This window comes from Xanthomonas arboricola, from assembly GCF_003353015.1.
Taxonomy (GTDB): Bacteria; Pseudomonadota; Gammaproteobacteria; order Xanthomonadales; family Xanthomonadaceae; genus Xanthomonas; species Xanthomonas arboricola_E.
Genome location: NZ_QREM01000010.1, coordinates 95,322 through 122,204 on the forward strand (window position 1 = coordinate 95,322; position 26,883 = coordinate 122,204).

At 66.8% G+C, this 26,883-nt stretch carries 26 protein-coding genes and 1 pseudogene; 8 read left to right on the forward strand and 19 right to left on the reverse strand.

All coding sequences use genetic code 11. The annotated features are described in order from the left end of the window. Positions 1–131 precede the first annotated feature (131 nt). The 8 genes from atpD to C0541_RS17840 form a co-directional block, all read right to left on the reverse strand. Entirely contained in the window at positions 132–1,538 is a 1,407-nt protein-coding gene (gene atpD, locus C0541_RS17805; RefSeq protein ID WP_115050621.1) for a F0F1 ATP synthase subunit beta, read from the reverse strand. A 144-nt stretch (positions 1,539–1,682) separates the two neighbouring features. Further along, entirely contained in the window at positions 1,683–2,546 is an 864-nt protein-coding gene (atpG, locus tag C0541_RS17810; protein WP_115050623.1) for a F0F1 ATP synthase subunit gamma, read from the reverse strand. A gap of 112 nt (positions 2,547–2,658) precedes the next feature. Then, the gene (atpA, locus tag C0541_RS17815; RefSeq protein ID WP_115050625.1) at positions 2,659–4,206 is read right to left on the reverse strand and encodes a F0F1 ATP synthase subunit alpha; all 1,548 of its coding nucleotides are present in this window, start codon (positions 4,204–4,206) and stop codon (positions 2,659–2,661) included. A gap of 47 nt (positions 4,207–4,253) precedes the next feature. Beyond that, entirely contained in the window at positions 4,254–4,781 is a 528-nt protein-coding gene (locus C0541_RS17820) for a F0F1 ATP synthase subunit delta (protein WP_115050627.1), read from the reverse strand. A 3-nt stretch (positions 4,782–4,784) separates the two neighbouring features. Then, positions 4,785–5,255 (reverse strand): F0F1 ATP synthase subunit B, encoded by a 471-nt coding sequence (locus C0541_RS17825; protein ID WP_016901014.1) that lies wholly within the window; start codon positions 5,253–5,255, stop codon positions 4,785–4,787. 113 nt (positions 5,256–5,368) lie between these two features. Next, positions 5,369–5,671: a F0F1 ATP synthase subunit C gene (atpE, locus tag C0541_RS17830; RefSeq protein ID WP_002814105.1), complete on the reverse strand. Its 303-nt coding sequence runs from the start codon at positions 5,669–5,671 to the stop codon at positions 5,369–5,371. Between the two features lie 72 nt (positions 5,672–5,743). Next, positions 5,744–6,544 (reverse strand): F0F1 ATP synthase subunit A, encoded by an 801-nt coding sequence (gene atpB, locus C0541_RS17835; protein WP_039421795.1) that lies wholly within the window; start codon positions 6,542–6,544, stop codon positions 5,744–5,746. A 25-nt stretch (positions 6,545–6,569) separates the two neighbouring features. Beyond that, positions 6,570–6,935 (reverse strand): hypothetical protein, encoded by a 366-nt coding sequence (locus tag C0541_RS17840; protein WP_016901016.1) that lies wholly within the window; start codon positions 6,933–6,935, stop codon positions 6,570–6,572. Positions 6,936–7,461: 526 nt separating this feature from the next. Between C0541_RS17840 and C0541_RS17845 the strand changes: the two genes are divergently transcribed. Further along, on the forward strand, positions 7,462–8,274 hold the full coding sequence (locus C0541_RS17845; RefSeq protein ID WP_161960145.1) for a hypothetical protein: 813 nt from the start codon (positions 7,462–7,464) through the stop codon (positions 8,272–8,274). 210 nt (positions 8,275–8,484) lie between these two features. Here the strand turns inward: C0541_RS17845 and C0541_RS17850 are convergent, their stop codons facing one another. The 6 genes and pseudogenes from C0541_RS17850 to C0541_RS17875 all read right to left on the reverse strand — a co-directional run bounded on the left by C0541_RS17850 (position 8,485) and on the right by C0541_RS17875 (position 15,570). Next, positions 8,485–9,762, reverse strand: coding sequence for a metal-dependent hydrolase family protein (locus tag C0541_RS17850; RefSeq protein ID WP_161960146.1), 1,278 nt, complete (start codon positions 9,760–9,762; stop codon positions 8,485–8,487). A gap of 362 nt (positions 9,763–10,124) precedes the next feature. Beyond that, positions 10,125–11,915: a dihydrolipoyl dehydrogenase gene (lpdA, locus tag C0541_RS17855; protein ID WP_115050628.1), complete on the reverse strand. Its 1,791-nt coding sequence runs from the start codon at positions 11,913–11,915 to the stop codon at positions 10,125–10,127. A gap of 16 nt (positions 11,916–11,931) precedes the next feature. After that, positions 11,932–12,579: a hypothetical protein gene (locus C0541_RS17860; protein WP_115050630.1), complete on the reverse strand. Its 648-nt coding sequence runs from the start codon at positions 12,577–12,579 to the stop codon at positions 11,932–11,934. Beyond that, a complete protein-coding gene (locus C0541_RS17865) occupies positions 12,576–14,354 on the reverse strand; it encodes a dihydrolipoyllysine-residue acetyltransferase (protein WP_115050632.1) in 1,779 nt (592 codons plus the stop codon). The genes C0541_RS17860 and C0541_RS17865 overlap by 4 nt, the downstream gene beginning before the upstream one ends. A gap of 131 nt (positions 14,355–14,485) precedes the next feature. Then, a pseudogene (locus C0541_RS17870) lies at positions 14,486–15,031 on the reverse strand (DUF2884 family protein); the annotation flags it as partial. Further along, positions 15,019–15,570, reverse strand: coding sequence for a DNA-deoxyinosine glycosylase (locus tag C0541_RS17875; protein ID WP_238601375.1), 552 nt, complete (start codon positions 15,568–15,570; stop codon positions 15,019–15,021). The pseudogene C0541_RS17870 and the gene C0541_RS17875, both read right to left, overlap by 13 nt. A 160-nt stretch (positions 15,571–15,730) precedes the next feature. Between C0541_RS17875 and C0541_RS17880 the strand changes: the two genes are divergently transcribed. Beyond that, positions 15,731–16,402 (forward strand): OmpW/AlkL family protein, encoded by a 672-nt coding sequence (locus C0541_RS17880; protein ID WP_115050636.1) that lies wholly within the window; start codon positions 15,731–15,733, stop codon positions 16,400–16,402. A 252-nt stretch (positions 16,403–16,654) separates the two neighbouring features. Here the strand turns inward: C0541_RS17880 and C0541_RS17885 are convergent, their stop codons facing one another. The 5 genes from C0541_RS17885 to C0541_RS17905 all read right to left on the reverse strand — a co-directional run bounded on the left by C0541_RS17885 (position 16,655) and on the right by C0541_RS17905 (position 21,389). Then, positions 16,655–17,212 (reverse strand): DUF1453 domain-containing protein, encoded by a 558-nt coding sequence (locus tag C0541_RS17885; RefSeq protein WP_115050638.1) that lies wholly within the window; start codon positions 17,210–17,212, stop codon positions 16,655–16,657. 275 nt (positions 17,213–17,487) lie between these two features. Then, positions 17,488–18,291, reverse strand: a complete 804-nt coding sequence (locus C0541_RS17890) for a MetQ/NlpA family ABC transporter substrate-binding protein (protein WP_115050640.1) — start codon at positions 18,289–18,291, stop codon at positions 17,488–17,490. Between the two features lie 226 nt (positions 18,292–18,517). After that, on the reverse strand, positions 18,518–19,213 hold the full coding sequence (locus C0541_RS17895; protein WP_115050642.1) for a methionine ABC transporter permease: 696 nt from the start codon (positions 19,211–19,213) through the stop codon (positions 18,518–18,520). Continuing rightward, positions 19,210–20,217, reverse strand: coding sequence for a methionine ABC transporter ATP-binding protein (locus C0541_RS17900; RefSeq protein ID WP_115050644.1), 1,008 nt, complete (start codon positions 20,215–20,217; stop codon positions 19,210–19,212). The genes C0541_RS17895 and C0541_RS17900 overlap by 4 nt, the downstream gene beginning before the upstream one ends. 275 nt (positions 20,218–20,492) lie before the next feature. Further along, positions 20,493–21,389, reverse strand: coding sequence for a DMT family transporter (locus tag C0541_RS17905; RefSeq protein ID WP_115050646.1), 897 nt, complete (start codon positions 21,387–21,389; stop codon positions 20,493–20,495). Between the two features lie 106 nt (positions 21,390–21,495). On the opposite strand from C0541_RS17905, the gene C0541_RS17910 reads away from it, so the two are divergent. The 6 genes from C0541_RS17910 (at position 21,496) to C0541_RS17935 (ending at position 26,847) form a co-directional block, all read left to right on the forward strand. Then, positions 21,496–21,981 (forward strand): YajQ family cyclic di-GMP-binding protein, encoded by a 486-nt coding sequence (locus C0541_RS17910; protein ID WP_016903460.1) that lies wholly within the window; start codon positions 21,496–21,498, stop codon positions 21,979–21,981. A 133-nt stretch (positions 21,982–22,114) separates the two neighbouring features. Continuing rightward, a complete protein-coding gene (locus tag C0541_RS17915) occupies positions 22,115–22,579 on the forward strand; it encodes a hypothetical protein (protein ID WP_115050648.1) in 465 nt (154 codons plus the stop codon). Beyond that, the gene (locus tag C0541_RS17920) at positions 22,572–24,311 is read left to right on the forward strand and encodes an ATP-binding response regulator (protein ID WP_115050650.1); all 1,740 of its coding nucleotides are present in this window, start codon (positions 22,572–22,574) and stop codon (positions 24,309–24,311) included. The genes C0541_RS17915 and C0541_RS17920 overlap by 8 nt, the downstream gene beginning before the upstream one ends. Further along, positions 24,298–25,119 (forward strand): alpha/beta hydrolase, encoded by an 822-nt coding sequence (locus C0541_RS17925; RefSeq protein WP_115050652.1) that lies wholly within the window; start codon positions 24,298–24,300, stop codon positions 25,117–25,119. The genes C0541_RS17920 and C0541_RS17925 overlap by 14 nt, the downstream gene beginning before the upstream one ends. A gap of 144 nt (positions 25,120–25,263) precedes the next feature. After that, positions 25,264–25,824 (forward strand): DUF1415 domain-containing protein, encoded by a 561-nt coding sequence (locus tag C0541_RS17930; protein WP_115050654.1) that lies wholly within the window; start codon positions 25,264–25,266, stop codon positions 25,822–25,824. Between the two features lie 216 nt (positions 25,825–26,040). After that, positions 26,041–26,847: an SDR family oxidoreductase gene (locus tag C0541_RS17935; RefSeq protein WP_115051142.1), complete on the forward strand. Its 807-nt coding sequence runs from the start codon at positions 26,041–26,043 to the stop codon at positions 26,845–26,847. The last annotated feature ends 36 nt before the right edge of the window (positions 26,848–26,883 follow it).

Sequence of the window (26,883 nt, forward strand, 5' to 3'; positions counted from 1 at the left end):
TGTGAGGCGGGAATTGGGGATTGGGGATTCGGGATTGGCAACCGCAGCTTTCACTGTGGCCACTCACCTCGTCTCCGCACCCCGCTCACCGCCGTACCAAATCCCGAATCCCGAATGCCAAATCCCGGCTGTTACGCCTTGGCGCTCATCTTGTTGGCTTTCTCGACGGCTTCTTCGATGCTGCCGACCATGTAGAACGCCTGCTCCGGCAGGTGGTCGTACTCGCCGTCGCAGATCGCCTTGAAGCCGCGGATGGTGTCCTTCAGCGAGACGTACTTGCCCGGCGAGCCGGTGAACACTTCGGCCACGTGGAAGGGCTGGCTGAAGAAGCGCTCGATCTTGCGTGCGCGCGACACCGACTGCTTGTCTTCTTCGCTCAGCTCGTCCATGCCCAGGATCGCGATGATGTCCTTCAGTTCCTTGTACTTCTGCAAGGTCTGCTGGACGCGCTGGGCGGTGTCGTAATGCTCGTGGCCGATCACCAGCGGGTCCATCTGGCGGCTGGTGGAATCCAGCGGATCCACCGCCGGGTAGATACCCAGCGAGGCGATGTTACGGCTCAGCGTGACGGTGGAATCCAGGTGGGCGAAGGTGGTCGCCGGCGACGGGTCGGTCAGGTCGTCCGCGGGCACGTACACGGCCTGGATCGAGGTGATCGAACCGCTCTTGGTCGAGGTGATGCGTTCCTGCAACACGCCCATTTCCTCGGCCAGGGTCGGCTGGTAGCCCACTGCCGACGGCATGCGGCCGAGCAGCGCGGACACTTCGGTACCGGCCAGCGTGTAGCGGTAGATGTTGTCGACGAACAGCAGCACGTCCTTGCCCTTGCCGTTGGCGTCCTTCTCGTCGCGGAAGTACTCGGCCATGGTCAGGCCGGTCAGCGCCACGCGCAGACGGTTGCCCGGCGGCTCGTTCATCTGGCCGTACACCATCGCGACCTTGTCCAGCACGTTGGAGTCTTTCATCTCGTGGTAGAAGTCGTTGCCCTCGCGGGTACGCTCGCCCACGCCGGCGAACACGGACAGACCCGAGTGCGCCTTGGCGATGTTGTTGATCAGTTCCATCATGTTGACGGTCTTGCCGACGCCGGCGCCGCCGAACAGGCCGACCTTGCCGCCCTTGGCGAACGGGCACATCAGGTCGATGACCTTGATGCCGGTTTCCAGCAGCTCGGTGCTGGAGGACTGGTCTTCGTACGACGGCGCAGTGCGATGGATTTCCCAGTGGTCCGATGCCTGCACCTCGCCAGCTTCGTCGATCGGACGACCCAGCACGTCCATGATGCGGCCCAGCGTACCGGCGCCGACCGGCACCGAAATCGCGCGCTCGGTGTTGGTGGCCAGCAGGTTGCGCTTCAGGCCGTCGGTGGAGCCGAGCGCAATGGTGCGCACGACGCCGTCGCCGAGCTGCTGCTGCACTTCCAGGGTGATTTCGGTGCCTTCGACCTTCAACGCGTGATAGACCTTCGGCACTTCATTGCGCGGAAATTCGACGTCGACGACCGCGCCGATGATCTGAACGATCTTGCCCTGACTCATTTTGCTGCTCCGGTTAGCTATGCTTTGTCCGAGTGGCAGATGCCATCTCGTTGAATTTTGTGATTTGGGATTCGTGATTGGGGATTCGCAAGGGCGCAGTCCGCTGCGCTCCTATCAATCCCGAATCCCCAATCCCGGCTGCTCTTACACAGCGGCCGCGCCGCTGACGATTTCCGAAATTTCCTGGGTGATCGCCGCCTGGCGCGCCTTGTTGTAGACCAGTTGCAAGGTGCCGATCATCTTGTTGGCGTTGTCGCTGGCGGCCTTCATCGCCACCATGCGCGCGGCGTGTTCGGAGGCCACGTTTTCCAGCACGGCCTGGTACACCAGCGACTCGATGTAACGCGTCATCACGTGCTCCAGCACGGTCGCGGCATCGGGTTCGTACAGGTAATCCCAATCGTGATGGGCCACCTTGTGCTCGGCGGCCGGCAGCGGCAGCAGCTGATCGAAGCTGGCCTTCTGCGTCATCGTGTTCACGAAGCGGTTGTAGACCAGGTACACGCGGTCCACCCGGCCTTCGATGAAGGCATCGATCATCACCTTGATCACGCCGATCAGCTGCTCGACCTGCGGGCTGTCGCCCAGGTGGGTCACGCTGCCGACCATGTTGACCTTGACGCGACGGAAGAAGGCGGACGCCTTCTGGCCGATGGTCACCACGTCGATCTCGGCGCCCTGCTCCTGCCACGGGCGTACGTCGCCCAGCATCTTGCGGAACAGGTTGTTGTTCAGACCGCCGGCCAGGCCGCGGTCGGAAGAGATCACGATGTAACCGACCCGCTTGACCTGCTCGCGTTCGACCAGGAACGGATGCTGGTAGTCGGTGCTGGCCTGCGCCAGATGCCCGATCACCTGCTTCATCGCCTGCGCGTACGGACGCGAGGTCTTCATGCGGTCCTGCGCCTTGCGGATCTTGGAGGCCGAGACCATTTCGAGCGCGCGCGTCACCTTGCGGGTGTTCTGCACGCTCTTGATCTTGGTTTTGATTTCGCGTCCGCCTGCCATACTCGCTCGCTTCGCTCGCTTAGTGGGAATGGGGAATCGTGAGTCGGGAATTGGCGCAGCCAACCCGCTTTGACGATTCCCTATTCTCTATTCCCGATTCCCGCAGCTGGATTTACCAGCTGCCCGTGGTCTTGAACTCTTCGATGCCCTTCTTGAAGGCAGCTTCGATGTCGTTGTCCCAGCCGCCGGTGCTGTTGATCTTGGAGATCAGCTCACCCTGGGTGTTGGCGAAGTGCGCGTGCAGGCCTTCTTCGAACGCCAGCAGCTTGTTGACCGGCACTTCGTCGAGGTAACCCTCGTTGACGGCGTAGATCGACAGCGCCTGGTTGGCGATGGACATCGGCGCGTACTGCTTCTGCTTCATCAGCTCGGTGACGCGCTGACCGCGCTCGAGCTGCTTGCGGGTGGCTTCGTCCAGGTCCGAGGCGAACTGCGCGAACGCCGCCAGCTCGCGGTACTGCGCCAGCGAGATACGGATGCCGCCGGACAGCTTCTTGATGATCTTGGTCTGGGCCGCACCACCGACGCGCGACACCGAGATGCCGGCGTTCACGGCCGGGCGAATGCCGGCGTTGAACAGGTCGGTTTCCAGGAAGATCTGGCCGTCGGTGATCGAGATCACGTTGGTCGGCACGAACGCGGACACGTCGCCGGCCTGCGTTTCGATGATCGGCAGCGCGGTCAGCGAACCGGTCTTGCCGGTCACCGCACCGTTGGTGAACTTCTCCACGTACTCCTCGGACACGCGCGCAGCGCGTTCGAGCAGGCGGGAGTGCAGGTAGAACACGTCGCCCGGATAGGCTTCGCGACCCGGCGGGCGCTTGAGCAGCAGCGAGATCTGGCGGTAGGCCACGGCCTGCTTGGACAGGTCGTCGTACACGATCAGCGCGTCTTCGCCGCGGTCCATGAAGTATTCGCCCATGGTGCAGCCGGCATACGGGCTGATGTACTGCATCGCGGCCGATTCGGACGCAGTCGCAGCCACCACCACGGTGTGCGCCAGCGCGCCGTTCTCTTCGAGCTTGCGCACGATGTTGGCAACGGTCGAGGCCTTCTGGCCGATCGCCACGTACACGCACTTGATGCCGGTGCCCTTCTGGTTGATCACCGCATCGATCGCCAGCGCGGTCTTGCCGGTCTGGCGGTCGCCGATGACCAGCTCGCGCTGGCCGCGGCCGATCGGGATCATCGCATCGACCGACTTGTAACCGGTCTGCACCGGCTGGTCGACCGACTTGCGCCAGATCACGCCGGGCGCCACACGCTCCACCGGTGCGGTCTGGGTGGCGCCCAGCGGGCCCTTGCCATCGATCGGCTCGCCCAGCGCGTTGACCACGCGACCGAGCAGCTCCGGACCGACCGGCACTTCCAGGATGCGGCCGGTGGTCTTGGCCACGTCGCCTTCGCGCAGGTTCTCGTAATCGCCCAGCACCACGGCGCCGACCGAATCGCGCTCCAGGTTCAGCGCCAGGGCGAAGGTGTTGTTCGGCAGTTCGATCATTTCGCCCTGCATCACGTCGGCCAGGCCGAAGATGCGCACGATGCCGTCGGACACGCTGGTCACGGAGCCTTCGTTGCGCGACTCTGCGGACAGCTTGACCGCCTCGATGCGGGTCTTGATCAGGTCGCTGATTTCGGAGGGGTTGAGCGTGGTTGCCATCGTTCAGTCCTAGGTGCCGGCCGCGAGGGCCATGCGTTTATGTGAATTCAGTGGGCGAGCGAGCTTTGCAGACGCGCAAGCTTGCCCTTCAGCGAGCCGTCGATGACCACGTCGCCGGTGTCGATCACCGCGCCGCCGATCAACGAGGCGTCCACCGCGGTGGTGATGTCCACCTCGCGGCCGAAACGCTTCTTCAGCGCAGCAGCGATCGTGTCCAGTTCCGCCTGGCTCATTGCAGCCGCCGAGGTCACCGTCGCCTTGACGACATGTTCGGCCTCGGCCCGCAGTTGTTCGTACAGTCCCGCCACTTCCGGCAGCAGCGACAGCCGCTGCGCGTCGGCCAGCAGGCCGAGGAAACGCAGATAGTCTTCGCTCGCCTGCGGCGGTGCCAGCAACGTCACTGCCTGATCCTGGCGCAGGGCCGGGTTCAGCAGCAGCGCGGCCACGCGCGGGTCGCCGGCCACCTGCGCCGAAAACGCCAGCGCATCGGACCAGGGCGCGAAGTTGCCGCCCTCACGCGCGATCGCAAACGCGGCGCGGCCGTACGGACGGGCGAGTGTGAGGGCCTGACTCATCGATTAAATCTCCGCCGCCAGCTCGTCGAGCAGCGCCTTGTGGGCGTTGGCATCGATTTCGCGCTTGAGCAGCTTCTCGGCACCGCTGACGGCCAGCACGGACACCTGCTTGCGCAGTTCCTCGCGGGCACGCGTGGCGGACGCGTCGATCTCGGTCTGCGCCAGATCCTTCTGACGGTTGGCTTCGGCAATTGCCTCGTGCTTGGCCGCTTCGATGATCTGGTTGGCGCGCGCGTGGGCCTGATCGATGATCTCGTTGGCCTTGGTGCGTGCGTCCTTCAGTGCTTCGTTGACCTTTTCCTGCGCCTGCGCCAGATCCTTCTGGCTGCGATCGGCCGCGGCCAGGCCTTCAGCGATCTTTTGCTGACGTTCTTCGATCGCCTGCAGCAGCGGCGGCCAGATCTTGGTCGCCACGATCCAGATCAGACCGGCGAAGGCCAGCGCCTGGGCAAAGATGGTAAGGGTGATATCCATGGGTCGCTCAATCGCTGTTTAGGGGTGAAAGCGCCACCGCAGGGCGACGCTTTCCGACCTTCATCCGCAGGGGCAACCGCACGCGGTTGCCTCTACATCCTGCTACCGCTGGATCAGCCGGCAGCCTGCGACAGACGCTCGATGAACACCTGGGCCAGCGGGTTGGCGAAGGCGAACAGCAGGCCGACAGCGACGCTGATGATGAACGCGGCGTCGATCAGGCCGGCGGTGATGAACATGCGGACCTGCAGCACCGGGATCAGTTCCGGCTGGCGCGCGGCAGATTCCAGGAACTTGCCAGCCATGATGGCCAGACCGAGGCCGGCACCCAGCGCGGCCAGGCCGATCATGATGCCGACGGCGAGGACGGTGGAGCTCTGGACTTGAGCGAGGTTGGTCAGGACGGCGAGGTACATGGTGTTCTCCGAACGAAAGTTTCTAAGGGTGATGGATGAATCGGGATGAAGCGGATGAAGGGTGCAGCAAACTCAGTGACTGTCTTCGGCAAGGCTCAGATACACGATCGAGAGCATCATGAAGATGAAGGCCTGCAGCGGAATCACCAACAGGTGGAACAGCATCCAGCCGAGGCCGAATACGCCGCCAGCGACCATGCCGGCGATGCCCGCACCGCCCAGCACCCAGATCAGCAGGAAGACGATCTCGCCGCCGAACATGTTGCCGAACAGTCGCATCGCCAGCGAAATCGGCTTGCTCAGCCACTCGACGATGTTCAAGAGCAGGTTGAACGGCATCATCCACTTGCCGAACGGCGCCGTGAGGAATTCCTTGGTCATGCCGCCCACGCCCTTGGAGCGCAGCGAGAACACGATCATCAGGAAGAACACGCTGATCGACATGCCCAGGGTGGCATTGACGTCGGCGGTCGGCACCGGCTTCCAGGCGTGGATACCGGCCCAGCCCAGCGGGATGGCGATGAAATCGGCCGGGATCATCTTGATGAGGTTCATCAACAGGATCCAGAAGAAGATGGTGATCGCGATCGGCGTCACCAGCTTGCTGCTGCCGTGATAGGTGTCCTTGGCCTGGCGGTCGACGAACTCCAGGCAGATCTCGACGAACGCCTGCCACTTGCCCGGCACGCCGGCGGTGGCATTGCGGGTCGCCGTCCAGAACGCCAGGACCATGACCAGGCCCATCAACACCGCCATGACCAGGGTGTCGACGTGGATGGTCCAAAACGTGCCGCCACCCTCGCGAACCGGATAGATCAGGTTCTGCAAGTGATGCTGGATATAGGAGGTAGGTGTTGCTGCCTCGCCCGCCATGTGTCCGGAGCCCTTTAAGTTCGAATCAACGCCTGGCCAGAGCCAGAACCTGAAAAATCAGCCCGATGGCGATACCCGCCAGCAAGGCCAGAGGAGGCAGCCGCCACAGGCCGAAGCCGAGCGCCAGCGCCACGAAAACCAACACCCACTTCAACACCATCGCCAGGATCAGCCGGACCATGGCAATGCCGGCTGCCTGGATACCGCCACCTAGCGCGGTACGTGCCGCCACCCAGCCGCCCAGCACCGTCGCAAACCCGGTCAGTGCCAGACCGGCAGAGTAACGGGGACCGACCAACAGCAACCCCAGACTGGTTATAGCTACGGCGGCAAGCGGATATACCGCAGCGCGCAGCATCAACCGCCGACCCGCGTCAACGGAGTTCAGCACTACGGTTACCTTACGTGTGAATGAGTGGGAAGCGCAGATGCGCCTCGTCGAGCCGCGAAAGTATAGCAATGGGACAAATTGCGAGACAACCGGCAGAGGTCATCCATTGCTTCGTCGCACCACACAGGCGTGTCGCAGCGGGTGGGAACTTTGCCACAAACGGGCGGTCATAATCGGCGAGGCCTGCACATCCTCGTCGAAAGGTTCCGCCGCAGGCCGCGTATGGGAGCCCCGGAGCACCGGGGCTCCTGCTTTTTACGCATTTTGTCGCACCCTGCGACCTTCCCATCGGCGGTCCAATCGGCGCAGTCCGCTGCGACACCGGCCGCGTCGCTTCGCAGCCGGTGCCCGAATCGCGCCGCCTACGACCAAAGTCGAATGCCCTGCAAAGCGGACCGTTTTGTCCGATTGCTATCCCGGCCTTCACGGCCAGGCGACGGCTCCTTCACTTTTGGACGACGCCGCCTTATCGAAGATGCGCGGCACAGGCTCAACCGCCTGACCATTCCAAGAACCGGAGCTCCCCATGAAACACCTCCTCGCACTGGCCATCCCGTGCGTATTGGCTGCCGCCTATGCCGCGCCGGCGCACGCCGAAGATACCGACGACCGCTTCCAGCTCCGTCTCGGTGCGATGAACGTCGACAACGACAACACCATCCGTGGCAACACGCTGGTGGCGGGCAACAACGTGTCGGTCAACGAAGACTTCAAGCTCGGCGGCAAGGAGTGGGAGCCGCGCATCGATGGCGTGTTCCGCATCAGCACCCGCCAGCGCCTGATCTTCGATTACTTCAAGTACGACAAGGATCGCCGCGAGACCCTGACCCAGGATCTGAGCGGCGGTGGCGTCACCGTGCCGACCGGCAGCTTCATCAAGGGCGAGCTGAAGTACCAGGTCGCCACCCTGGTGTATGACTACTCGGTCGTCGACTCGCCGGAATTCAGCCTGGGCCTGCAGCTCGGTGCCGAATACGCCAAGGTCGAAGCCAACGCCTATGCCGATCTGGGCAGCGTGTTCAGTGGCGACGTGCTGAACGAGAAGGCCGACGGCGTTGCGCCGGTGGTCGGTATCCGTTTCACCGCGCGTCCGAGCGAGCATTGGCTGTTCAACGTGCAGGGCCAGTACCTCAACACCAGCTGGGGCAACTTCGACGATTACGACGGCGACCTGAGCCGCGCCAACGCAATCGCCGAGTACCGCTTCACCAAGAACTTCGGCCTGTTCGCCGGCTACGACTGGTTCAAGCTCGATGTCGACCAGCGCGGCAGCGACGGCCTGATCGGCCTGAAGCAGGAGTTCAAGGGCCCGGTTGCAGGCGTGACGCTCGCGTTCTGATCTGCATGGCAGCCATGTGATTGACAACGCCCCGCCCTGTGCGGGGCGTTGTCGTTCTAGCCGCAACAATAGCGCCTGAGCGTACGCGCACGCCCTGCGGCAGCACGCGCAGGTGGCTGCAGGCACGCATGCCGGATCGGCGGCATGACCTGCTGCGCACGCCGGTCATGCGAGGTCGCGATGCGTCGTTGAACGCAGCTGCGCGCCACCTCAATCAAGCACGCGCTCGCCGCCCTTGATCACGCTGTCCACCTGCATCAACACGTTGACGTCCTGCAGCGGGTCGCCGTTCACCGCGATCAGATCCGCATAGCGGCCCGGCGCGATCGCACCGACATCGGCAGTGCGCCCCAGGGCCTCGGCCGCTTCGGTCGTTGCGGCACGGATCGCTTCCAGCGGGGTCATCCCCCACTCCACCATCTTGGCGAACTGGCGCGCGTTGTCGCCATTGGGATAGACACCGCCATCGCTGCCGAATACCAGCTTGACCCCGGCCGCGTGGGCGGCACGAAAGGTTTCGCGCTGCTTGCGCCCGATCTGGCGTTCCTTTTCCAACGACTCGGCGAACAGGCCGTTCTTTTCGCCCTCGGCCAGGATGTAGTCGTCGTTGTAGATGTCCATCGAAAACCAGGTGCCGTGCGCCCTGGCCAGCTTGAAGGATTCGGCGTCGGCCAGGCTGGCGTGCTCGATGGTGTCGGCACCGGCACGGATCGCATCGTTGATGCCGGACGTGCCATGCGCATGCACGGCGACCTTCAGTCCCAGCCGATGCGCTTCATCGACCAGCGCGCGCATTTCTTCCAGGCTGTACTGCTGCCCGCCGACGCTGTCGGTCTTGGACAGCACGCCGCCGGTGCCACAGAACTTGATCACCTCTGCGCCGTACTTGCGCAGCGTGCGCACCGCGACGCGGATCGCATCCGGACCATCGGCAACGCCGGGGCCGCTGACGCGTACCGACGGCGGAAATTCGGTGGCATCGCAATGACCGCCGGTCGCGCCGATGCCGTAAGTGGCCGGTACGATGCGCGGGCCGGGCACGGTGCCGCGCTCGATTGCCTGCTTGAGCGCGACGTCGTCGTAGTTGAGCGAGCCGACATTGCGCACCGTGGTAAAGCCTGCGCGCAACGTCCTGGCCGCATTGGCCACCCCGACCACGGTCCAGAAGTTGTCGGTGTATTCCAGGCCCTTGTAGCCGCCCAGCGTGGGATCCACGGTGAGATGCACATGCATGTCGATCAAGCCCGGCAGCAAGGTGCGCTCGCCCAGATCGATGGGCTGCGCCTGTGCCGGCAGCGGATCGCCTTGCCGGCCGACGCGGGTGACACGGCCAGCGACCACCTCGATCTGTGGCCGCTCCAGATAGCGACCGGCCTGCACGTCCAGCAAGCGCGCAGCAGTGATGACGGTGGTCTGTGCGTGCGCGCTCAGGGCGGCGCACAGGCAGCCAGCAGCGGCAAGCAGCACCGGCAAACGCATCTTCAACATCGTGGTCATCCCTGAGTCGCGAACGGCGTGTCCGCTCACCGATGGTGCAAGCGTGGTGCGGGCTGCGCAAGCGGTGGCGCAGGGCTGCCGTTCAAGCCAGCATGCTGCCACGCATGCCGCCACCAGCGCTGCCGACCACGCGCTGCATGCAGCATCGCGGTTCGCCCAGGGCGTTGCCGGTTTACGTGCAGCGTCCTGAAGCGGCTGCGCGACCGAAGCAAGTCATCAGATGCGAACGACGCGCGGCAATCGCTTGTCTGGGTGCCACAGGCCGCTCACAGCAGCGCGCGCGCAGTCGTACCCGAAACGACAACGCCCCGCGCAAGGCGGGGCGTTGTTGGCATGCATGCTATCCGCGCGGCTTACTTCTTCTTCGGGATGTACAGGTCGGTGATGGTGCCGTCGTAGACCTCGGCGGCCATGCCGACCGATTCGCTCAGGGTCGGATGCGCGTGGATGGTGTGGCCGATGTCTTCGGGCTGTCTCTTATACACATCNGATGTGTATAAGAGACAGCCACCTGCGATGCGATGGGTGTCTTCGTCGAAGATCAGCTTGGTGAAGCCCTCGGTGCGGCCGATGCCGATCGCACGGCCACTGGCCGCCCACGGGAACTTGGCCACGCCGACCTTCAGGCCCTTGGCCTTGGCTTCGGTTTCGGTGACGCCGACCCAGGCGATTTCCGGGTTGGTGTAGGCCACCGACGGAATCACCCGCGCCACCCACTCCTTCTTCTCGCCGGCAGCCACTTCGGCGGCCAGCTTGCCCTCGTGGGTGGCCTTGTGCGCCAGCATCGGGTTACCGACGATGTCGCCGATGGCGAAGATATGCGGCACGTTGGTGCGCATCTGCCGATCGACCGGAATGAAGCCGCGCTCGGTGACGGTAACGCCGGCCTTGTCCGCGCCGATCTTCTTGCCGTTGGGCGAGCGGCCCACGGCCACCAGCACGCGGTCATAGGCGGTGGCCTGCAGGCCGGGCTTGTCGCCCTCGCTCGCGGCTTCGAACGACACCGTGATGCCGCTCTTGTCGGCCTTGACGTCGGTGGCCTTGGTCTTGAGATGGACTTCCACGCCCTGCTTCTTCAGGCGATCGGCCAGTGGCTTGACCAGGTCCTTGTCGGCACCGGGCATCAGCTGGTCCATGAACTCGACCACGGTGACCTTGCTGCCGAGCGCGCTGTACACCGTGGCCATTTCCAGGCCGATGATGCCGCCGCCGACCACCAGCAGGGTCTTGGGGATGTCGTGCAGTTCCAGCGCGTCGGTGGAGTCCATCACGCGCTTGTCGTCCCATGGGAAGTTGGGCAGCTTCACCGCCTGCGAGCCGGCGGCGATGATGCAGTGCTCGAAGCGCAGCAACTGGGTCTTGCCGTCGTCGCCGACGATCTCCAGCTCGTTGGGCGACACGAACGACGCCACGCCGGTGACGGTGCGCACCTTGCGCTGCTTGGCCATGCTGGCCAGGCCGCCGGTGAGCTTGCCGACCACCTTTTCCTTGTACTCGCGCAGCTTGTCCAGGGTGATCTTGGGCTGGCCGAAGTCCACGCCGAAATCGCCGGCGTGGGCCACTTCGTCGATCACCGCGGCGGCATGCAGCAACGCCTTGGACGGGATGCAGCCGACGTTGAGGCAGACCCCGCCCAGGCTGGCGTAGCGCTCGATCAGCACCGTGTCCAGGCCCAGGTCGGCGGCGCGGAACGCGGCGGTGTAGCCACCGGGGCCAGCGCCGAGCACCACCATCTTGCATTCGATATCGGCCGGCTTGCCGCTGGCCAGTGCCGGCTTGGACGGCGCCGGTTCGGCCGGGGCGCGATGCGACGGCGTCACCGGCGGCTTGCTGCCGGGCGCAGCGGCCGGTGCAGCAGCCGCAGGCGCGGCCTTGGTGTCGGCCTTGGCAGGCGCGGCGGCCTCGCCGTCGGCTTCCAGCAGCAGCACCAGCGCACCTTCGGACAGGGTGTCGCCCACCTTGACCTTGAGCTCCTTGACCACGCCGGCGGCCGAGGACGGCACTTCCAGCGTGGCCTTGTCCGACTCCAGCGTCACCAGGCCCTGGTCCTTGACCACGCTGTCGCCGACGGCGACCAGCACTTCGATGACGGGGACATCGCTGTAATCGCCGATGTCGGGAACCTTGATTTCAATGACCGCCATTTGCTTCTCCTGTGGCTCAACCGGCCGTGCCGGCAAGCGTCTGCTGGAGTTCATCCAGCGACGATTCGATTTGGGTCCAGCGCTTGTCGCGCTTGTTTTGCCTGCCTTCGCTGGCTTCGATCAGCAACGCGGCCTGCTGCAGCAGCAGCTCGCCGGCGCCGCAGCTCGGGCGGGTGCCGCTGTAACGCACGCCATCGACCTGGAACGACAGCACCTCGCCCTCGCTCACCGGCGCGCTGCGACCGCTCGGCGCCAGTTGCGTCAGTGCGCCGGTCCAGTGACTGACCAGACGTTTGGCCAACGCCGCCGGAATCGGGATCTCCACCGTTTCCGGGGTCTGCGCGGTGCGGAACTGCACGCTGCCACGGTCGCTCTGGCTGACCCAGCTGTAGACGCGCTCGTCGGCGCGGCTATGCCGCAGGGTCCAGTCGGCACCATCCTTGCCCGGCACCAGCGACACCCCGCTTTCCACGCCGCGGGCAGGCAGCGTCAGCAACGCCAGGCTCGGCCTGGTACCGGCGTCGAGCAGCGTGGTCACCGCGGTGCCGTAGTTGCCCACCGCCGGCGGCCAGCCGCGCCCGAGCGTGCTCTCGCACGGGCGTGCCGCCGCCGATGTCCACGGCAGCACGCCCAGCAGGGCAAGCGTCAGCAGCGCTGCTCTCACAGCAGGACGCGGCGCATGTCGGCCAGCACCTGGCTGAGGTAGGTGGTGAAGCGTGCGGCCAGCGCGCCGTCGATGACGCGGTGGTCGTAGCTCAACGACAACGGCAGCAGCAGCTTGGGCGCGAACTCCTTGCCGTTCCACACCGGCTGCATCGCCGACTTGGACACGCCCAGGATGGCCACTTCCGGTGCATTGATGATCGGCGTGAACGCCGTACCACCGATGCCGCCGAGCGAGCTGATCGAGAAGCAGCCGCCGCTCATGTCGGCCGGGCCGAGCTTGCCGTCGCGCGCCTTCTTGGCCAGCTCGCCGCTTTCCTGCGCGATCTGCAGCACGCCCTTCTTGTCGACGTCGCGGATCACCGGCACGACCAGGCCGTTCGGCGTGTCGGCGGCGAAGCCGATGTTGATGTACTTCTTCAACGTCAGGTTTTCGCCGGCCGCATCCAGCGAGGCGTTGAACTCGGGGAACTTCTTCAACGCCGCGGCGCTGGCCTTGACCAGGAAGGCGAGCATGGTCAGCTTGATGCCGGCCTTCTCGTTTTCCTTGTTCAGTGCCACGCGCAGCGCTTCCAGGTCGGTGATGTCGGCCGATTCGAACTGGGTGACATGCGGGATCATCGCCCAGTTGCGTGCCAGGTTGGCACCGGAAATCTTCTTGATGCGCGACAGCGGCTGGGTCTCGGTCTCGCCGAACTTGCTGAAGTCCACCTTCGGCCAGGCCAGCAGGTTCAGGCCGTTGCCGCCACCGGCCGGTGCGGCCCCGGCGGCGGCAGGCGCGCCGCCGCTGAGTGCGGCCTTGACGAAGCGCTGCACGTCCTCACGGGTGATGCGGCCACCCTTCTCGCTGCCCTTGAGCTGGTTCAGGTCCACGCCGAGCTCGCGCGCGAACACGCGCACCACCGGGCTGGCGTAGGCCACCTTGGACGGCAGCACGCTGTCGGCGTCGAAGGTCACCGGCGGGCTGGACGGCTGCCCGGCCGACGGCTGGCCGCCCTGCGCAGGCTGCGCGGCCTCGCTGGAGCGTGCGCCCTGCACCTGCGCGATCTCGCGCTGGGCCAGCTTGTCCGGCACCGCGGACACCGCGACCGGTTCGACCTTGCCGGCGGTTTCGGCGGTGTCGGTGCTGGGCTTGGCCGGGGACTGCGCCGCACCGGCGCCGCCGTCGCTGGCAGCGATGATCGCCACCACGTTGCCCTGCGAGAGCGTGTCGCCCACCTTGACCTTGAGTTCCTTGACCACGCCGGCGGCCGAGGACGGCACTTCCATCGTGGCCTTGTCCGATTCCAGCGTGACCAGACTCTGGTCCTTGGCGACGGTATCGCCGACGGCGACCAGCACCTCGATCACCGGGATGTCGGTGTAATCGCCGATATCGGGCACGCGGGCTTCGACCAGGCCGCCGTCCGAGGACGCGGCAGGCGCAGCCGGTTCGGCCTTGGCGGCGGGCGCCGGCGCGGCAGCAGGCGCGGCCTTGGCCGGGGCGGCGGGAGCGGCTGCCGGCGCAGGTGCAGCGGCGGTTTCGGCGCCGGCGTCGGCCACTTCGATCAGAGCCACCAGCGCGCCCTGCGACAGCGAATCGCCGACCTTGACCTTGATCTCCTTGACCACGCCGGACACCGACGAGGGCACTTCCATCGTGGCCTTGTCCGATTCCAGCGTGACCAGGCTCTGGTCCTTGCTGACCGTATCGCCGACCGACACCAGCACCTCGATTACCGGGACATCGCTGTAGTCACCGATATCGGGGACAAGTGCTTCCTTGATTTCGGCCATACGGGGAACTCCGGCAACAGAATGGGGAAACTCCTATTGTGGCCGGCTGCGGCCCGCAGCGCCAACCATTGCCGTGGAAAAAGTCGCGCATCGGGCGGGACGCAGCGTTCGCAGGCGCAGGTGCCGGATCGTTTCGACGCGTGTCGATCGACCCGCAACAGTTGCAATGGCTCGCCCGAGGGCAAACGATACGCCAGCGCATTGTCCAGGCCGTCGCGCGCCTCGACCCGCGCGCACAGTTGCTGCGCGCGTGGCCGCGGTGCACGCGCCTGCGGCTCGATCAGGCGCTCGATGCGCGTTTCCACCCCGTCCAGCGACCGCAGCTGCAGATCGTTTCCGGTCAGTGCCGACTGCACCGCGCCGGCGACGACATCGCCGATCAGCTGCGGCAGCAGCTCGGCCACCAGTGCGCCGATGTCGTCATCGATATCGATCGAGGTGAGCTGGCTTTTCCCGAAGCCCTGCTTCAGGCGGGCGTCGATCTTTTCGCGCACGGCCGCCGGTTGCACGCGCGTGGCCTCGGGACTGCGGCCGCCACCGGCCGCCACCTCGCCCGGCGCGGTGGCGGCGATAACGGCCGCTTCGCGCCCGACCTCCTGCGCCAGCGGCACCGCCTCGCGGGTCTGCCGCTGGAACTGGATCAACCGGGCGCGGTCGTCCGCGCTCAACCCGACCCAGCCAGCGCCTCGCGCAGCGGCTGCCAGGCTTCGCACAGCCGTGGCAGCGACCATGCCGCATTGGCCGGGCTGGTGGAGGGCAACGCCCACACCGGCACTGCCTGCAGCGCGGCCGGCAGCCGCGGCTGCACATGCCGGCGCCATGTCTGCGCGGCAGCCGTGCCGTTGCAGGCCACTGCGCGCAGCTGCGGCAGCGTGGCCAGCCGCGCCGCCAGCGGGTTGACCACGATGCTGCCGGCGACGATGGCGGTGTCCAGGCTGCCGCGCCGCGCGCACTGGCCGATCACATCCCACAGGCCTACCCCGCGATCGGCCAGTGCCTGCAGGCGGGCCGGATACGCCAGCCGGGCATCGATGCCGAGCAAGGCCTGCATCAGCGGCCAGAAACGGTTGCGCGGATGGGCGTAGTACATCGCCGCCTGCAACGAGGCGTTGCCGGGCATCGAGCCGAGCACCAGGACACGGCAATCGTTAGGAATGTGCGCTGGAAGCCCCCGCAACACCTCGGTTTTCGTCACAGCGGTCGCACCTGCGTGAATGCCTTTTTCAGCTTGCCCATTGCAGCCACGGCCTTCTCCGGAAACTTGCTGAACAAACGAAATTTTAGCGAGTCGCGGGTGGGCGTGGATTCATATTTTCAGGAATAGCTTTGGCGCGGCCCACTCCACGGGCCCAACAAGAACACTGAGGAGACCCCCAATGCGTGCCATTTCCATCCTGAGCCTGGCTGCCGTATCCGCACTTGCGTTTGCCCCGTCGGCATTTGCACAAGACACCACCTACACCGGCGACACCTCCTCGGCTTCCACCAGCGCCGACAGCGCTTCCGGAAAGCATTGGGCAGTGGTCGGCGGTGTTGCCCTGATCAAGCCGAAGAACGATCCGGCCCCGGGCCTGGACGTCGATGGCGGCCCGGCGCCGACGCTGAGCGCCAGCTACTACATCAATGACAACTGGGCCGTCGAGCTGTGGGGCGCCGCCGACAAGTTCAACCATCGCGTCAACGCCGATGGCGCGGGCAAGATCGGCACCGTCGAGCAGCAGCCAATCGCCATCAGCGGCCAGTACCACTTCGGCCAGGCCGACAACGTGTTCCGTCCGTTCGTGGGCGTGGGCTACTACGAGTCGAACTTCAGCAACGAGAAGATCGACGCGGCGTCGGCCACCGGCCAGCACGTGGGCCTGGACACCGCCAAGGGTGTCATCGGCACCGTCGGCGTGGACATGAACATCAACTCCACCTGGTTCGCACGTGCCGACGCCCGCTACATGCGTTCGCGTCCGGAACTGCGCGTGGGCGGCCAGGGCACCGGCAGCGAGCTGGAACTGGATCCGTGGACCGTCGGCTTCGGCGTCGGCGCGCGCTTCTAAGCACGCTCGCGCAGGCGACGTTTCCGTCGAAGAAAAACGGGCCGCAAGGCCCGTTTTTTTATGCGTGTCGAAGCGCGGTGCTGCATCAATTTCGAAGCGCTGAATCTCGCAGGCGATCTGCGTGGGAACGCTGCGTGTGGGGTATAGCCCGCCCGCGTCTGTGCCCTTCCACCAGTGCGATTGCCGGTGCGGGTGATACCGGTGCTGCCAGTGCCAGTCAAACATCGACATTCGCTACGTACGCACGCCAGCTCACCGCCAGTAGACGCTGCCGCGCAGGCGCGCACTGCGCCAGCGCCACCACAGCAAGGTGGCATAGGCCAGCGCGTAGCCGAGCAACACGCCGGCCGCGCCCAACAGGCTGGCGTGACTGAGCCAGCCTTGCGTGGGCCAGACCGCGCCCTGCCAGGTGCTGCGCCAGCCCTGTACCATGCCCGCGATCACGCGCACCACCACCAGCGCGGCCAGGGCCAGCACCAGCCACAGGTTGGGTCGGTAGAACAGCCCCTGCGGGGTGCGCTCGAAGCGGGTCAGACGCAGTGCCAGCAGGCCCAGCGCCAGCCCGCAGGCCCAGCCGAAGGCGGCGTGGCTGATCGCGCCCGGCCAGAACGCGGCGGCGATCAGCACGAAGATCACGAACAACACGGTGGACAGGCCGGCCGAGACCAGATTGATCATCAACAGCCAGCCGCGGGCCTGCCGCCGCGCGGTACCGACACGAAAGCGCTGCACCAGCGACAACGGCAGCAGCACTGCGAATACCGCCAGGGCAATGATCACGGCCAGCGGAATGGCGAGGAGAAGTGGCATCGGATGCTCGGTGGCGGCGAGGAAGGATCAGCACAACGTCGCGCGCCGTCGCCGGGTGGGCGTGGAGGGCGCGCTCGGAACCGGCGTGTCCGCGTGGTCCGCGTCGATGCCGAGCGCCGCCCGAGGACTGCTCGTAACGCCGCTGACAAAACCTCGCGAGCAGTCAGGTGGGTGCGAACGAGGCGCCCGGAACCGGAGCTTACGCGTGCTACATGCCGGTGCCGGGCACCGACCCGCCCGCCCGGCGGCGAGCGCAGCCGGTTGGTTCGCGGCTGTCAGAACGCCGGCAACACCGCGCCCTTGTACTTTTGCTCGATGAAGGCCTTCACTTCCGGGCTGGTCAAGGCCTTGGCGAGCTTCTGCACGCGCGGATCGTCCTTGTTGTCCGGGCGCGAGACCAGGAAGTTCACGTACGGCGAGTCCTTGCTCTCGATCGCCAGCGCGTCGCGGGTCGGATTGAGGCCAGCGTCGAGCGCGTAGTTGGTGTTGATCAGTGCCAGGTCGACCTGGTCGAGCACGCGCGGCAGCATCGCCGAGTCAAGCTCGCGGAACTTCAGCTGCTTGGGGTTCTCGACGATGTCGCGCTGGCTGGACAGGGCATTGCTCGGGTCCTTGAGTTTGATCACGCCCGCCTTGTCGAGCAGGATCAGCGCGCGGCTGTTGTTGCTCGGGTCGTTGGGAATCACCACATCGGCGCCGTTGGGCAGTGCGGCCAATGCCTTGAACCGGCGCGAGTACGCGCCGAACGGTTCGATATGCACGCCGACCACGGTCACCAGCTGGCTCTTGCGGTCGCGGTTGTAGGCGTCCAGGTACGGCTCGGTCTGGAAGTAGTTGACGTCGATCTGCTTCTGCACGACCTGGTCGTTGGGCTGCACGTAGTCGTTGAACACGCGCACGTCCAGCTTGACGCCCTGCTTGGCCAGCAGCGGTTCGACCACCTCCAGGATCTCGGCGTGCGGCACCGCGGTGGCGGCCACCGTCAGCGTGTCGCCGCCGCCAGTGCCACCGCTACCGCCACAGGAGGCCAGGGCCAGCGTGGCCGCAGCCAGGAGGGAACGAAACGCGAATGTGCTCATGTGGGGGTCCGTGGGAGGAGGAATGCGGCACTGCCGCAAGCGCTAAACCTAGCAGACCGCGGGTGCGTGGGCGATGCGGCTGGCCGCGCCGTCGCCGATCGCCGTGGCCGATTGCTGCCGATGCCCGCTGCCGGGCGCGGCGCAGGACCCGTGGCCGCGCTGCTGGCGGTGCCGCAGTGGAGCCGGTTCGGCGGCATGCCACCCAAACGCCGGCTGCAACCGGCGCTCAGCGCCGGCTGTAGCGCGCCACCAGCCAGTCGCCCAGCATCTGCAGCAGCTGCACCAGTACCAGCAGGGCGATCACGGTGACCAGCGCGACATCCGAATGCGAGCGCAGATAGCCCTCGCGATACGCGACATCGCCCAACCCGCCGGAGCCGATCGCACCACCCATCGCGGTGAAGCCGATCAGCGCGATGGTGGTCACGGTGGCACCGGCGATCAGGCCGGGGCGGGCTTCGGGCAGCAGCACGCGCAGCACCAGCTGGCCGGTGGTGGCGCCCATCGCCTGGCTGGCCTCGATGATCCCGCGGTCCACTTCGCGCAAGGCGGTTTCCACCAGCCGCGCGTAGAACGGTGCGGCGCCGACCACCAGCGGCAGGATCGCGCCGCGCACGCCCAGCGAGGTGCCCATCAGCATCAGCGTGAGCGGAATCATCGCGATCATCAGGATGATGAAGGGCACCGAGCGCAGCAGGTTGATCACTGCCGCGAGCGCGCCGTACAGCACCGGGCGGCGGCGCAGCTGCGGGGCACCGCACAGGAACAGCGCAACGCCCAGCGGCAGGCCGATCAGCAGCGTCAGCGGCAACGCGCCGGCCAGCATCAGCAAGGTATCGAGCGTGGCCTGGCCGATGTCGCCCCACTTGGCGGCGTCGAGATTGCGGAAAAACCCACTGGTTGTGGCAATCAACAGGGTCATGCGCGCAGATCCTCCACCTGCACGCCGGCGGCGACGAAGCCGGCGCGTGCCGCGTTATGGTCGCCGCCAGTCAGGGCGACGATGAGCTGTCCGTACGGGGTGTCCTTGATGCGGTCCACGCGCCCGGACAGGATGTTGTAGTCCACCCCGGTCTCGCGGGCAATGCGGCCCAGTACCGGTTCGTAGGTGCCGTTGCCCAGGAAGGTCAGCCGCACGATGCGCCCGCCCACCGCAGCGAAGTCACGATGCAGCTCGGCTTCGTCCACGTGTTCGGCCTCGGACACGAAGCGCCGGGTGGTGGGGTGCTGCGGATGCAGGAACACCTCGGTCACCGGGCCGGTTTCCACCAGCTTGCCGGCATCGAGCACCGCGACGCGGTCACAGACCCGGCGGATCACGTCCATCTCGTGGGTGATCAGCACGATGGTCAGGCCCAGCTCGCGGTTGATCTGTGCCAGCAGCTGCAGCACCGAGGCGGTGGTCTGCGGGTCCAGCGCGCTGGTGGCCTCGTCGCACAGCAGGATCTGCGGCCGGGTGGCCAGCGCGCGCGCAATGCCCACGCGCTGCTTCTGCCCGCCGGACAACTGCGCCGGATATTTGCCGGCGTGCTGCTCCAGCCCGACCCGCGCCAGCAGCTCGGCCACGCGCGCATCGATCTCGGCGCGCGGGGTGCCGGCCAGTTCCAGCGGAAACGCCACATTGCCGGCCACGGTGCGCGAGGACAGCAGGTTGAAGTGCTGGAAGATCATGCCGATGCGCCGGCGCAGCGCGCGCAGGCCCTGGCTGTCCAGTGCGGTGACGTCCTCCCCGCCGATCAGCAGCCGCCCGCCGCTGGGTTCTTCCAGCCGGTTGATCAGCCGGATCAGCGTCGATTTGCCGGCACCGGAGTGGCCGATGATGCCGAACACCTCGCCGGGGCCGATCCGCAGGTCGAGGGGATGCAGCGCCACGATCTGGCGACCGTCAACGGAATAAGACTTGTGCAGGCGCTGAAACTGGATCACCGCGCGTGGCCGATTGGGGGGTCGTGAAGCCTACCAGTCAATGTTTGCGGCCGTCATTCCATTAGGTTCTAACGGTGGGGATTAGGGATTAGGGATTAGGGATTAGGGATTGGTTAGAGCAACGGCAAGGTGCTCTGGCTTTTGCGAATCCCAAATCCCGAATCCCCAATCCCCAATCACNTAGGGATTAGGGATTAGGGATTAGGGATTGGTTAGAGCAACGGCAAGGTGCTCTGGCTTTTGCGAATCCCAAATCCCGAATCCCCAATCCCCAATCACGGCCTATCCAACGCCGCCGGCCGATCCGCCTTCCGAATCCGCTCCCGGCGCAGCAGATACAGCCCGCTGGCGACGATGATGCCGGCGCCGGTCCAGGTCCAGCCATCGGGCAGGGTCTGCCACAGCAGCCAGTCCCAGCCGATCACCCAGACCAGGCCGGTGTATTCCAGCGGCGCGATCATCGAGGCCTCGCCGCGCAGGAAGGCCTGGGTCAGCGCGATCTGCCCCAGCGCCCCGGCCAGGCCCATGCCGGCGATCAGCCAGGCGTGCTCGCCCCGCAACGGCACCCAGTCGGGAACGGCCAGCACACCGGCGCCGATCGCCATGAACAGCAGGAACCACACCACCATCGCCTGCGGGGTGTCGGTGCGGGTCAGCAGGCTCACGGTGATGGCCGCGATGGCGTAGGCGGTGGCCGCCAGCAGCACCATCAGCCCCGGCAGCGAGATCAGCCCGTCCACGCCCGGGCGCAGCACCACGACCACCCCGACCAGGCCGATCCCGATCGCCGTCCAGCGCCGTGGCCCGACCCGTTCGCCCAGCAGCGGCACCGACAGCGCCGCCACCAGCAACGGGGCGACGAAATACAGCGTATAGGCGGTGGACAACGGCATGCGCTTGAGGCCGTACACGAAGCAGCCGATCATCACCATGCCCAGCGCCCCGCGCAGCAGGTGCAGGCCCCAGCGTACCGGCACGATCGAGCGCGGGCCGGCGGTGGCCAGCACCCACACCAGCACGAACGGCAGCGAGGCGGCGCCACGCAGCAAGGTGACCTGCAGCGGCGGGTAATGCGCCGACAGCAGCTTCATTCCCGCATCCATCAGCGAGAAACAGGCCACGGCGGCCACCATCCAGGCGATGGCGGGAAGCGGAGAGCGGGTAGTGGGCATGGGCCATTATCGCTGCGCCTGCGCACAGACGGGCAACCGCGTGTGGACGGGGGCGCCGACGCGATGCCCTAGAATGGCGGCTGTTTATAGAGAGCAGGAGCTTTGCATGCCTTCCTTCGACGTGGTGTCCGAAGTCGACAAGCACGAACTGACCAATGCGGTGGACCAGGCCAATCGCGAGCTGGATACGCGCTTCGACTTCAAGGGGGTCGAGGCCAGGTTCGAGCTGGAAGACGGCAAGGCGATCAACCAGTCCGCGCCCAGCGATTTCCAGGTCAAGCAGATGACCGACATCCTGCGCGCGCGCCTGCTGGCACGTGGCATCGACGTGCGTTGCCTGGAGTTCGGCGACATGGAGACCAACCTGGCCGGTGCGCGCCAGAAGGTCACCGTCAAGCAGGGCATCGAGCAGAAGCAGGCCAAGCAACTGGTCGCCAAGCTCAAGGAGGCCAAGCTCAAGGTCGAAGCGCAGATCAATGGCGACAAGCTGCGCGTGAGCGGCAAGAAGCGCGACGACCTGCAGGATGCGATGGCGCTGCTGAAGAAGGCCGATTTCGAGCTGCCGCTGCAGTTCGACAACTTCCGCGACTGAGCCTGCGTGGTGGCTGACACGGCGCCCTGGCGTACCGCCTTGTGCAGGCGGACCGCGCGGCGCGGCGTGCCGGCCGTGCGACGCCCGGGCATCGGACGCGGTCGCCCCGGCGCGTTACGGGCCTGATGCGCCGATGCGCGGCCTGTTTTCCACGTTGTTGCAACGCGCGCCCGCGGCCACATCGCCCCGGGCGCCGCCCGCTGCCGCGGCGGCGTGCGCCATGGCGCACGCACAGCCGCGCATCGAAACCGGCTCGACGCTGCATACGCTGGCCGGGCTGGACCCGGTTGCGGCCGCGGCGTTTGCCGATGCCTTCGCGGCCGAGATCGCGCATTCCATCGCCCGTTGCTCGCTCGGCCAGGCCAGCACCACCCCGGCGCAGGCGCTGGAGCAGATCCATTCGCTCAAGAACACGGTCTCGCTGACCGGCTCTCCCGAACTGCGCAACGCCTGCGACCAGTTGCGCACCGATGTCGACGGCGGCGAACTCGGGTGCGCGCTTGCGCAGCGCTATACCGCCATTGCGACTGCAGCCGGCCTGCTGGTGAAGAATTACCGGCGCGCCCTCCCCGACGACGACAGCAGCCCCCATGCGTAGTGGATCCACCCGTGCAGCGCCCGGCCTGATTTTGGCCGCCCGGCAGCTGCGCAACGACCGGCTCGTGCGGCTGTTCGAATCGTTCCTGGAATACCGCGCCTGCGTCGGCCGGGCGCTCGTGCAGACCATCGTCGCGCTGTGGTGCTTCGGCTGGCTGTACGGGCCGCAGCCGGTGCTGGTCAGGGATGCGCAGGCGGTCTTTCCCACCGCGGCGACGCTATGGGCGGTGGCGGTGGTCTGGATGGTGCTGGTGCGGCGCAGGATCATTCCACCGGGCGAGTGGCTGGATGCGATCGGGTTTGCGATGAACCTGCTGTTCATCGGCATCCAGACCTGCCTGGCCTTCATCCTGCTGATGTCGCTGAATGCCTTCCTGCCCTTCATCACCATCGCCGCGGTGGCACGCTATGGGCAGAAGGCGACGCTGCCGGTGCTGCTCAGCACCTTCGTGCTGATGCTGTTGACCGCGCCGGCCGGCTACTGGCTCTCGCGCCCTGCGTACTTCGTCTATGCGGTGGCGCTGAGCGTGGTGTTGCCGCTGCTGGTGGCGCGCATCGTCAGCGCGATGCAGGAGATCGCCCTGCAGGCGCTGGCCTCGCGCGATGCGCAGAGCCGCTTCATCAGCACCATGAACCATGAACTGCGCACGCCGTTGAACGCGGTCATCAACTGCGCGCAGCTGATCGATGGCGACACCTTGTCGGCGCAACAACGCGAACTGATGCAGGCGATGACGGTCAATGCGATCGCGCTGCGCCACCGCGTGAACGAAGTGATCGACGTCGCCAGCATCGACGGTGGCCGGCTGCAGCTGCACAGCAAGCCGCTGAGCCTGCTCGACGTGCTGACCACGGTCAAAGCGGTGTGCACGAGCGCTGCGTCCAGCAAGGGCGTGGCGCTGGAACTGCGCAGCGAGGCGGCGCAGATGCCTCACCTCATCGGCGACGAGGGGCGCATCGAACAGGTCATCACCAACCTGGTCGTCAATGCGATCAAGTTCACCCCGGCCGGTGGGTCGGTCGACGTGCTGATCGCCGCCACGCAGGTGCAGCAGCGCTGGGCGATCGCGGTGACCGTGACCGACACCGGCATCGGCATTGCCGACGACCAGAAGGCCTACATCTTCACCCCCTTCACCCAGCTCAGCACCGGCTTCAGCCGCACCGAGGGCGGGGTCGGCCTGGGCCTGTTCATTGCGCTGTCGGTGTCCGATGCGATGGGTGGCAACCTGAGCGTGCGCGACAACCCCGGCGGCGGCAGCGTGTTTCGCTGGACCTTCGAACTGGCCGCCGCCGCGGCGCAGGGCTGCCGGCCGCCGGCGCTGCGCGAGGCCCTGCAACGGCATGCCGAGACGGTGCCGCCGCTGCATTGCCTGGTGTTCGAGGACATGGACACCAACCGGCTGGTGATCGGCAACCTGCTCACCCGCGCCGGGCATCGGGTGAGCTTTCACAGCGATGGCAGCAATGCGGTGCAGCGCATCCGCGAGGCCGCGCCGGACCTGGTATTCCTCGACCTGCACATGCCCGGCACCTCGGGCTGGGACGCGCTGCGCGAGGCGCACGCGGCGATCGCCGCGCTGCCGCCGATCATCGTGCTGACCGCCGACACCCGCACCGAGTCGATGCGCGAGGCCACTGCTGCCGGCGTGGCCGGCTATCTGTCCAAGCCGATCAACGCGCACGAATTGCTGGCCATCCTCGCCGCGCATGCCCCCCATGCAACCGGCTGACCTCAAACCCGGCAACGCGGCACGCCGCCACTGGCATGCCGGCGCGCAGACGCGCACGCCGCTGGCGCTGCTGTACCTGCACGGCTTCACCGCCAGCCCGGGTGAGGCCGGCGAGCTGCCCGAGCAGATCGCCGATGCGCTGGCCGCCAACCTGTACGTGCACCGCTGGCCCGGGCATGGCCGCAGCGCCGCCGATGCGATGCAGGGGCTGACGCCGGCGCTGTTGCAGGCCTCGGCCCTGGATGCGCTGGCGCAGGCACGGCGCATGGGCGCGCGCGTGGCGATCGTCGGCTCGTCCATGGGCGCCACGCTGGGCTTGTGGCTGGCGGCGCAACGGCCCGACGCGGTGGCCGCAGTGATCGCCTGGTCACCGGGTATCCGGCCGGCCGACCCGGCGCTGCTGGATCAGGTCTGCGCCGCGCAGGGCCCATTGACCGACCCGCGCCCGCGCACCGCCGCATCCCGGGCGTTCTGGTCGAGCACCATCCACCCGGACGGCTTCCGCGCGCTGCGCAGCCTGTTCGACGCGGTTGCCGCCGATCCACCGTGGCCACGCGTGCGCTGCCCGGTGTTTCTGGGCTATTACCGCGCGGCCAACGGCGACGAGGATGCAACCGCCTCGGTGCCGGCGATGCTGGCGATGTTCGCCGCGCTCGGCAGCGCGCCGGCGCACACCTGTGCGATGGCCTTCGACAGCGGCGCGCATGCGATCGGCTCGCCGCACAAGACCCCGCACGCCGATCAGGTGGCGCAGGCATCGATTGCATTTGTGCGCGCGCATGTCGGCGTCGGTGGCGCAGGCCGATAACGCCCGGGACTGCGGCGGCTGCGGGTTTTCCCGCACCTTGCCCACCGTGTCCGTCGCGCCTGCGCGGCGCGACAGCGGCACCGGCACCGGCGGCCGCGCCGGCAGCGATCGCATACACTGGCCCACCATCACGCCGCCGCCACGATGACGCCCACGCCTGCCTCGCTTGATCCGTTGACCGCCACCCGCCAGTGGATCGAGCGCGCGGTGATCGGCCTGAACCTGTGTCCGTTCGCCAAGGCGGTCTACGTCAAGGAGCAGGTGCGGCTGGTGCTCAGCGATGCCAGCACGCCCGAGGCGCTGCTCGAACAACTGGCCGAGGAGCTGGTGCTGCTGCGCGACACGCCGGCCGAGCAGATCGACACCACCTTGATCGTGCATCCGGACGTGCTCACCGATTTCCTGGACTACAACGACTTCCTCGACAACGCCGACGCGGCGGTGGACGCGCTGGACCTGGACGGCGTGCTGCAGGTGGCCAGCTTCCATCCGGACTACCAGTTCGCAGGCGCGGCGGTGGATGACGTGGCCAACTTCACCAACCGCTCGCCCTTCCCCACCTTGCACCTGCTGCGCGAAGACAGCGTGGAGCGCGCGGTGGCCGCGTTCCCGGACCCGGACGTGATCGTCGAACGCAATATCCAGACGCTGGAACGCCTGGGCCAGGACGGCTGGGAACGGTTGTTGGGCGCATCGCAGCACTGACCGCCGCAGCGCGTGCGGCGGCACCAGCGGTGCCGGACGGCCGCGTCGGAGACACGTAGCGCCGTGCCGGCGCGCCATCGCTCGGCACCCCGATGACGGCGCGGCAAGGTACCCAAAGGCACCAGCGTGCCTGCGCCGCACGCGACGATCGCGTTGCTACGGCCACCACGGCGCCCGCGTTACAGTGCGCGCGACCTCACTGCCATGGTGCGCCCGATGCCGCTGACCCCCGCCGTCTCCGCATGGAATCCCTCCCCGTTGCAGGACCGCGTGGTGGTGATCACCGGTGGTGCCCAAGGCATCGGCCGTGGCATCGCACAGGCGGTGCTGGGCGCCGGCGGCAGCGTGGTGATCGGCGACCTGGATGCCGATGCCGGCAAGGCCTGCCTGCAGGAGTGGGCATTGCCGCGACGCAGTGCCTTCGTGCGCTGCGATGCCGCACGCGGACCGCAGGCAGCACGCCTGGTCGTCACCGCGCTCAAACGCTTCGGGCGCCTGGATGGCCTGGTCAACAACGCCGGCGTGGCCGATCCGCATGTGGCGCCCTTGCCGCAACTGGACTGGCAGGAGTGGAATCGCCGGCTGGCCAGCCTGCATGGCGCATTCCTGTGCAGCAAGCAGGCCTTGCCCGCCTTGGCGCAGGCCCCGAGCGGCGGCGCGATCGTCAACATCGCCTCCACCCGCGCCTGGCAATCGGAGCCGCATAGCGAAGCCTATGCCGCCGCCAAGGGCGGGCTGGTGGCCTTCACCCACGCCTTGGCGCTGAGCGAAGGCCCGCAGGTGCGCGTCAACAGCATCAGCCCGGGCTGGATCAGCACCGACGCCTGGCGCGCGCCGGCACGCAGGCGCACCCCGAAGCTGTCGCGGCGCGACCATGCCCAGCATCCGGCCGGGCGGGTCGGCACGCCGGAGGACATCGCGCAACTGGCGGTCTACCTGCTGTCGCCGCAGCTGTCCGGCTTCGTGACCGGGCAGGACTTCATCGTCGACGGCGGCATGTCGCGCAAGATGCAGTACGTCTAGGGAGTGCCGCGCAGGCGGCTTGCAGCAGGCTGCAGA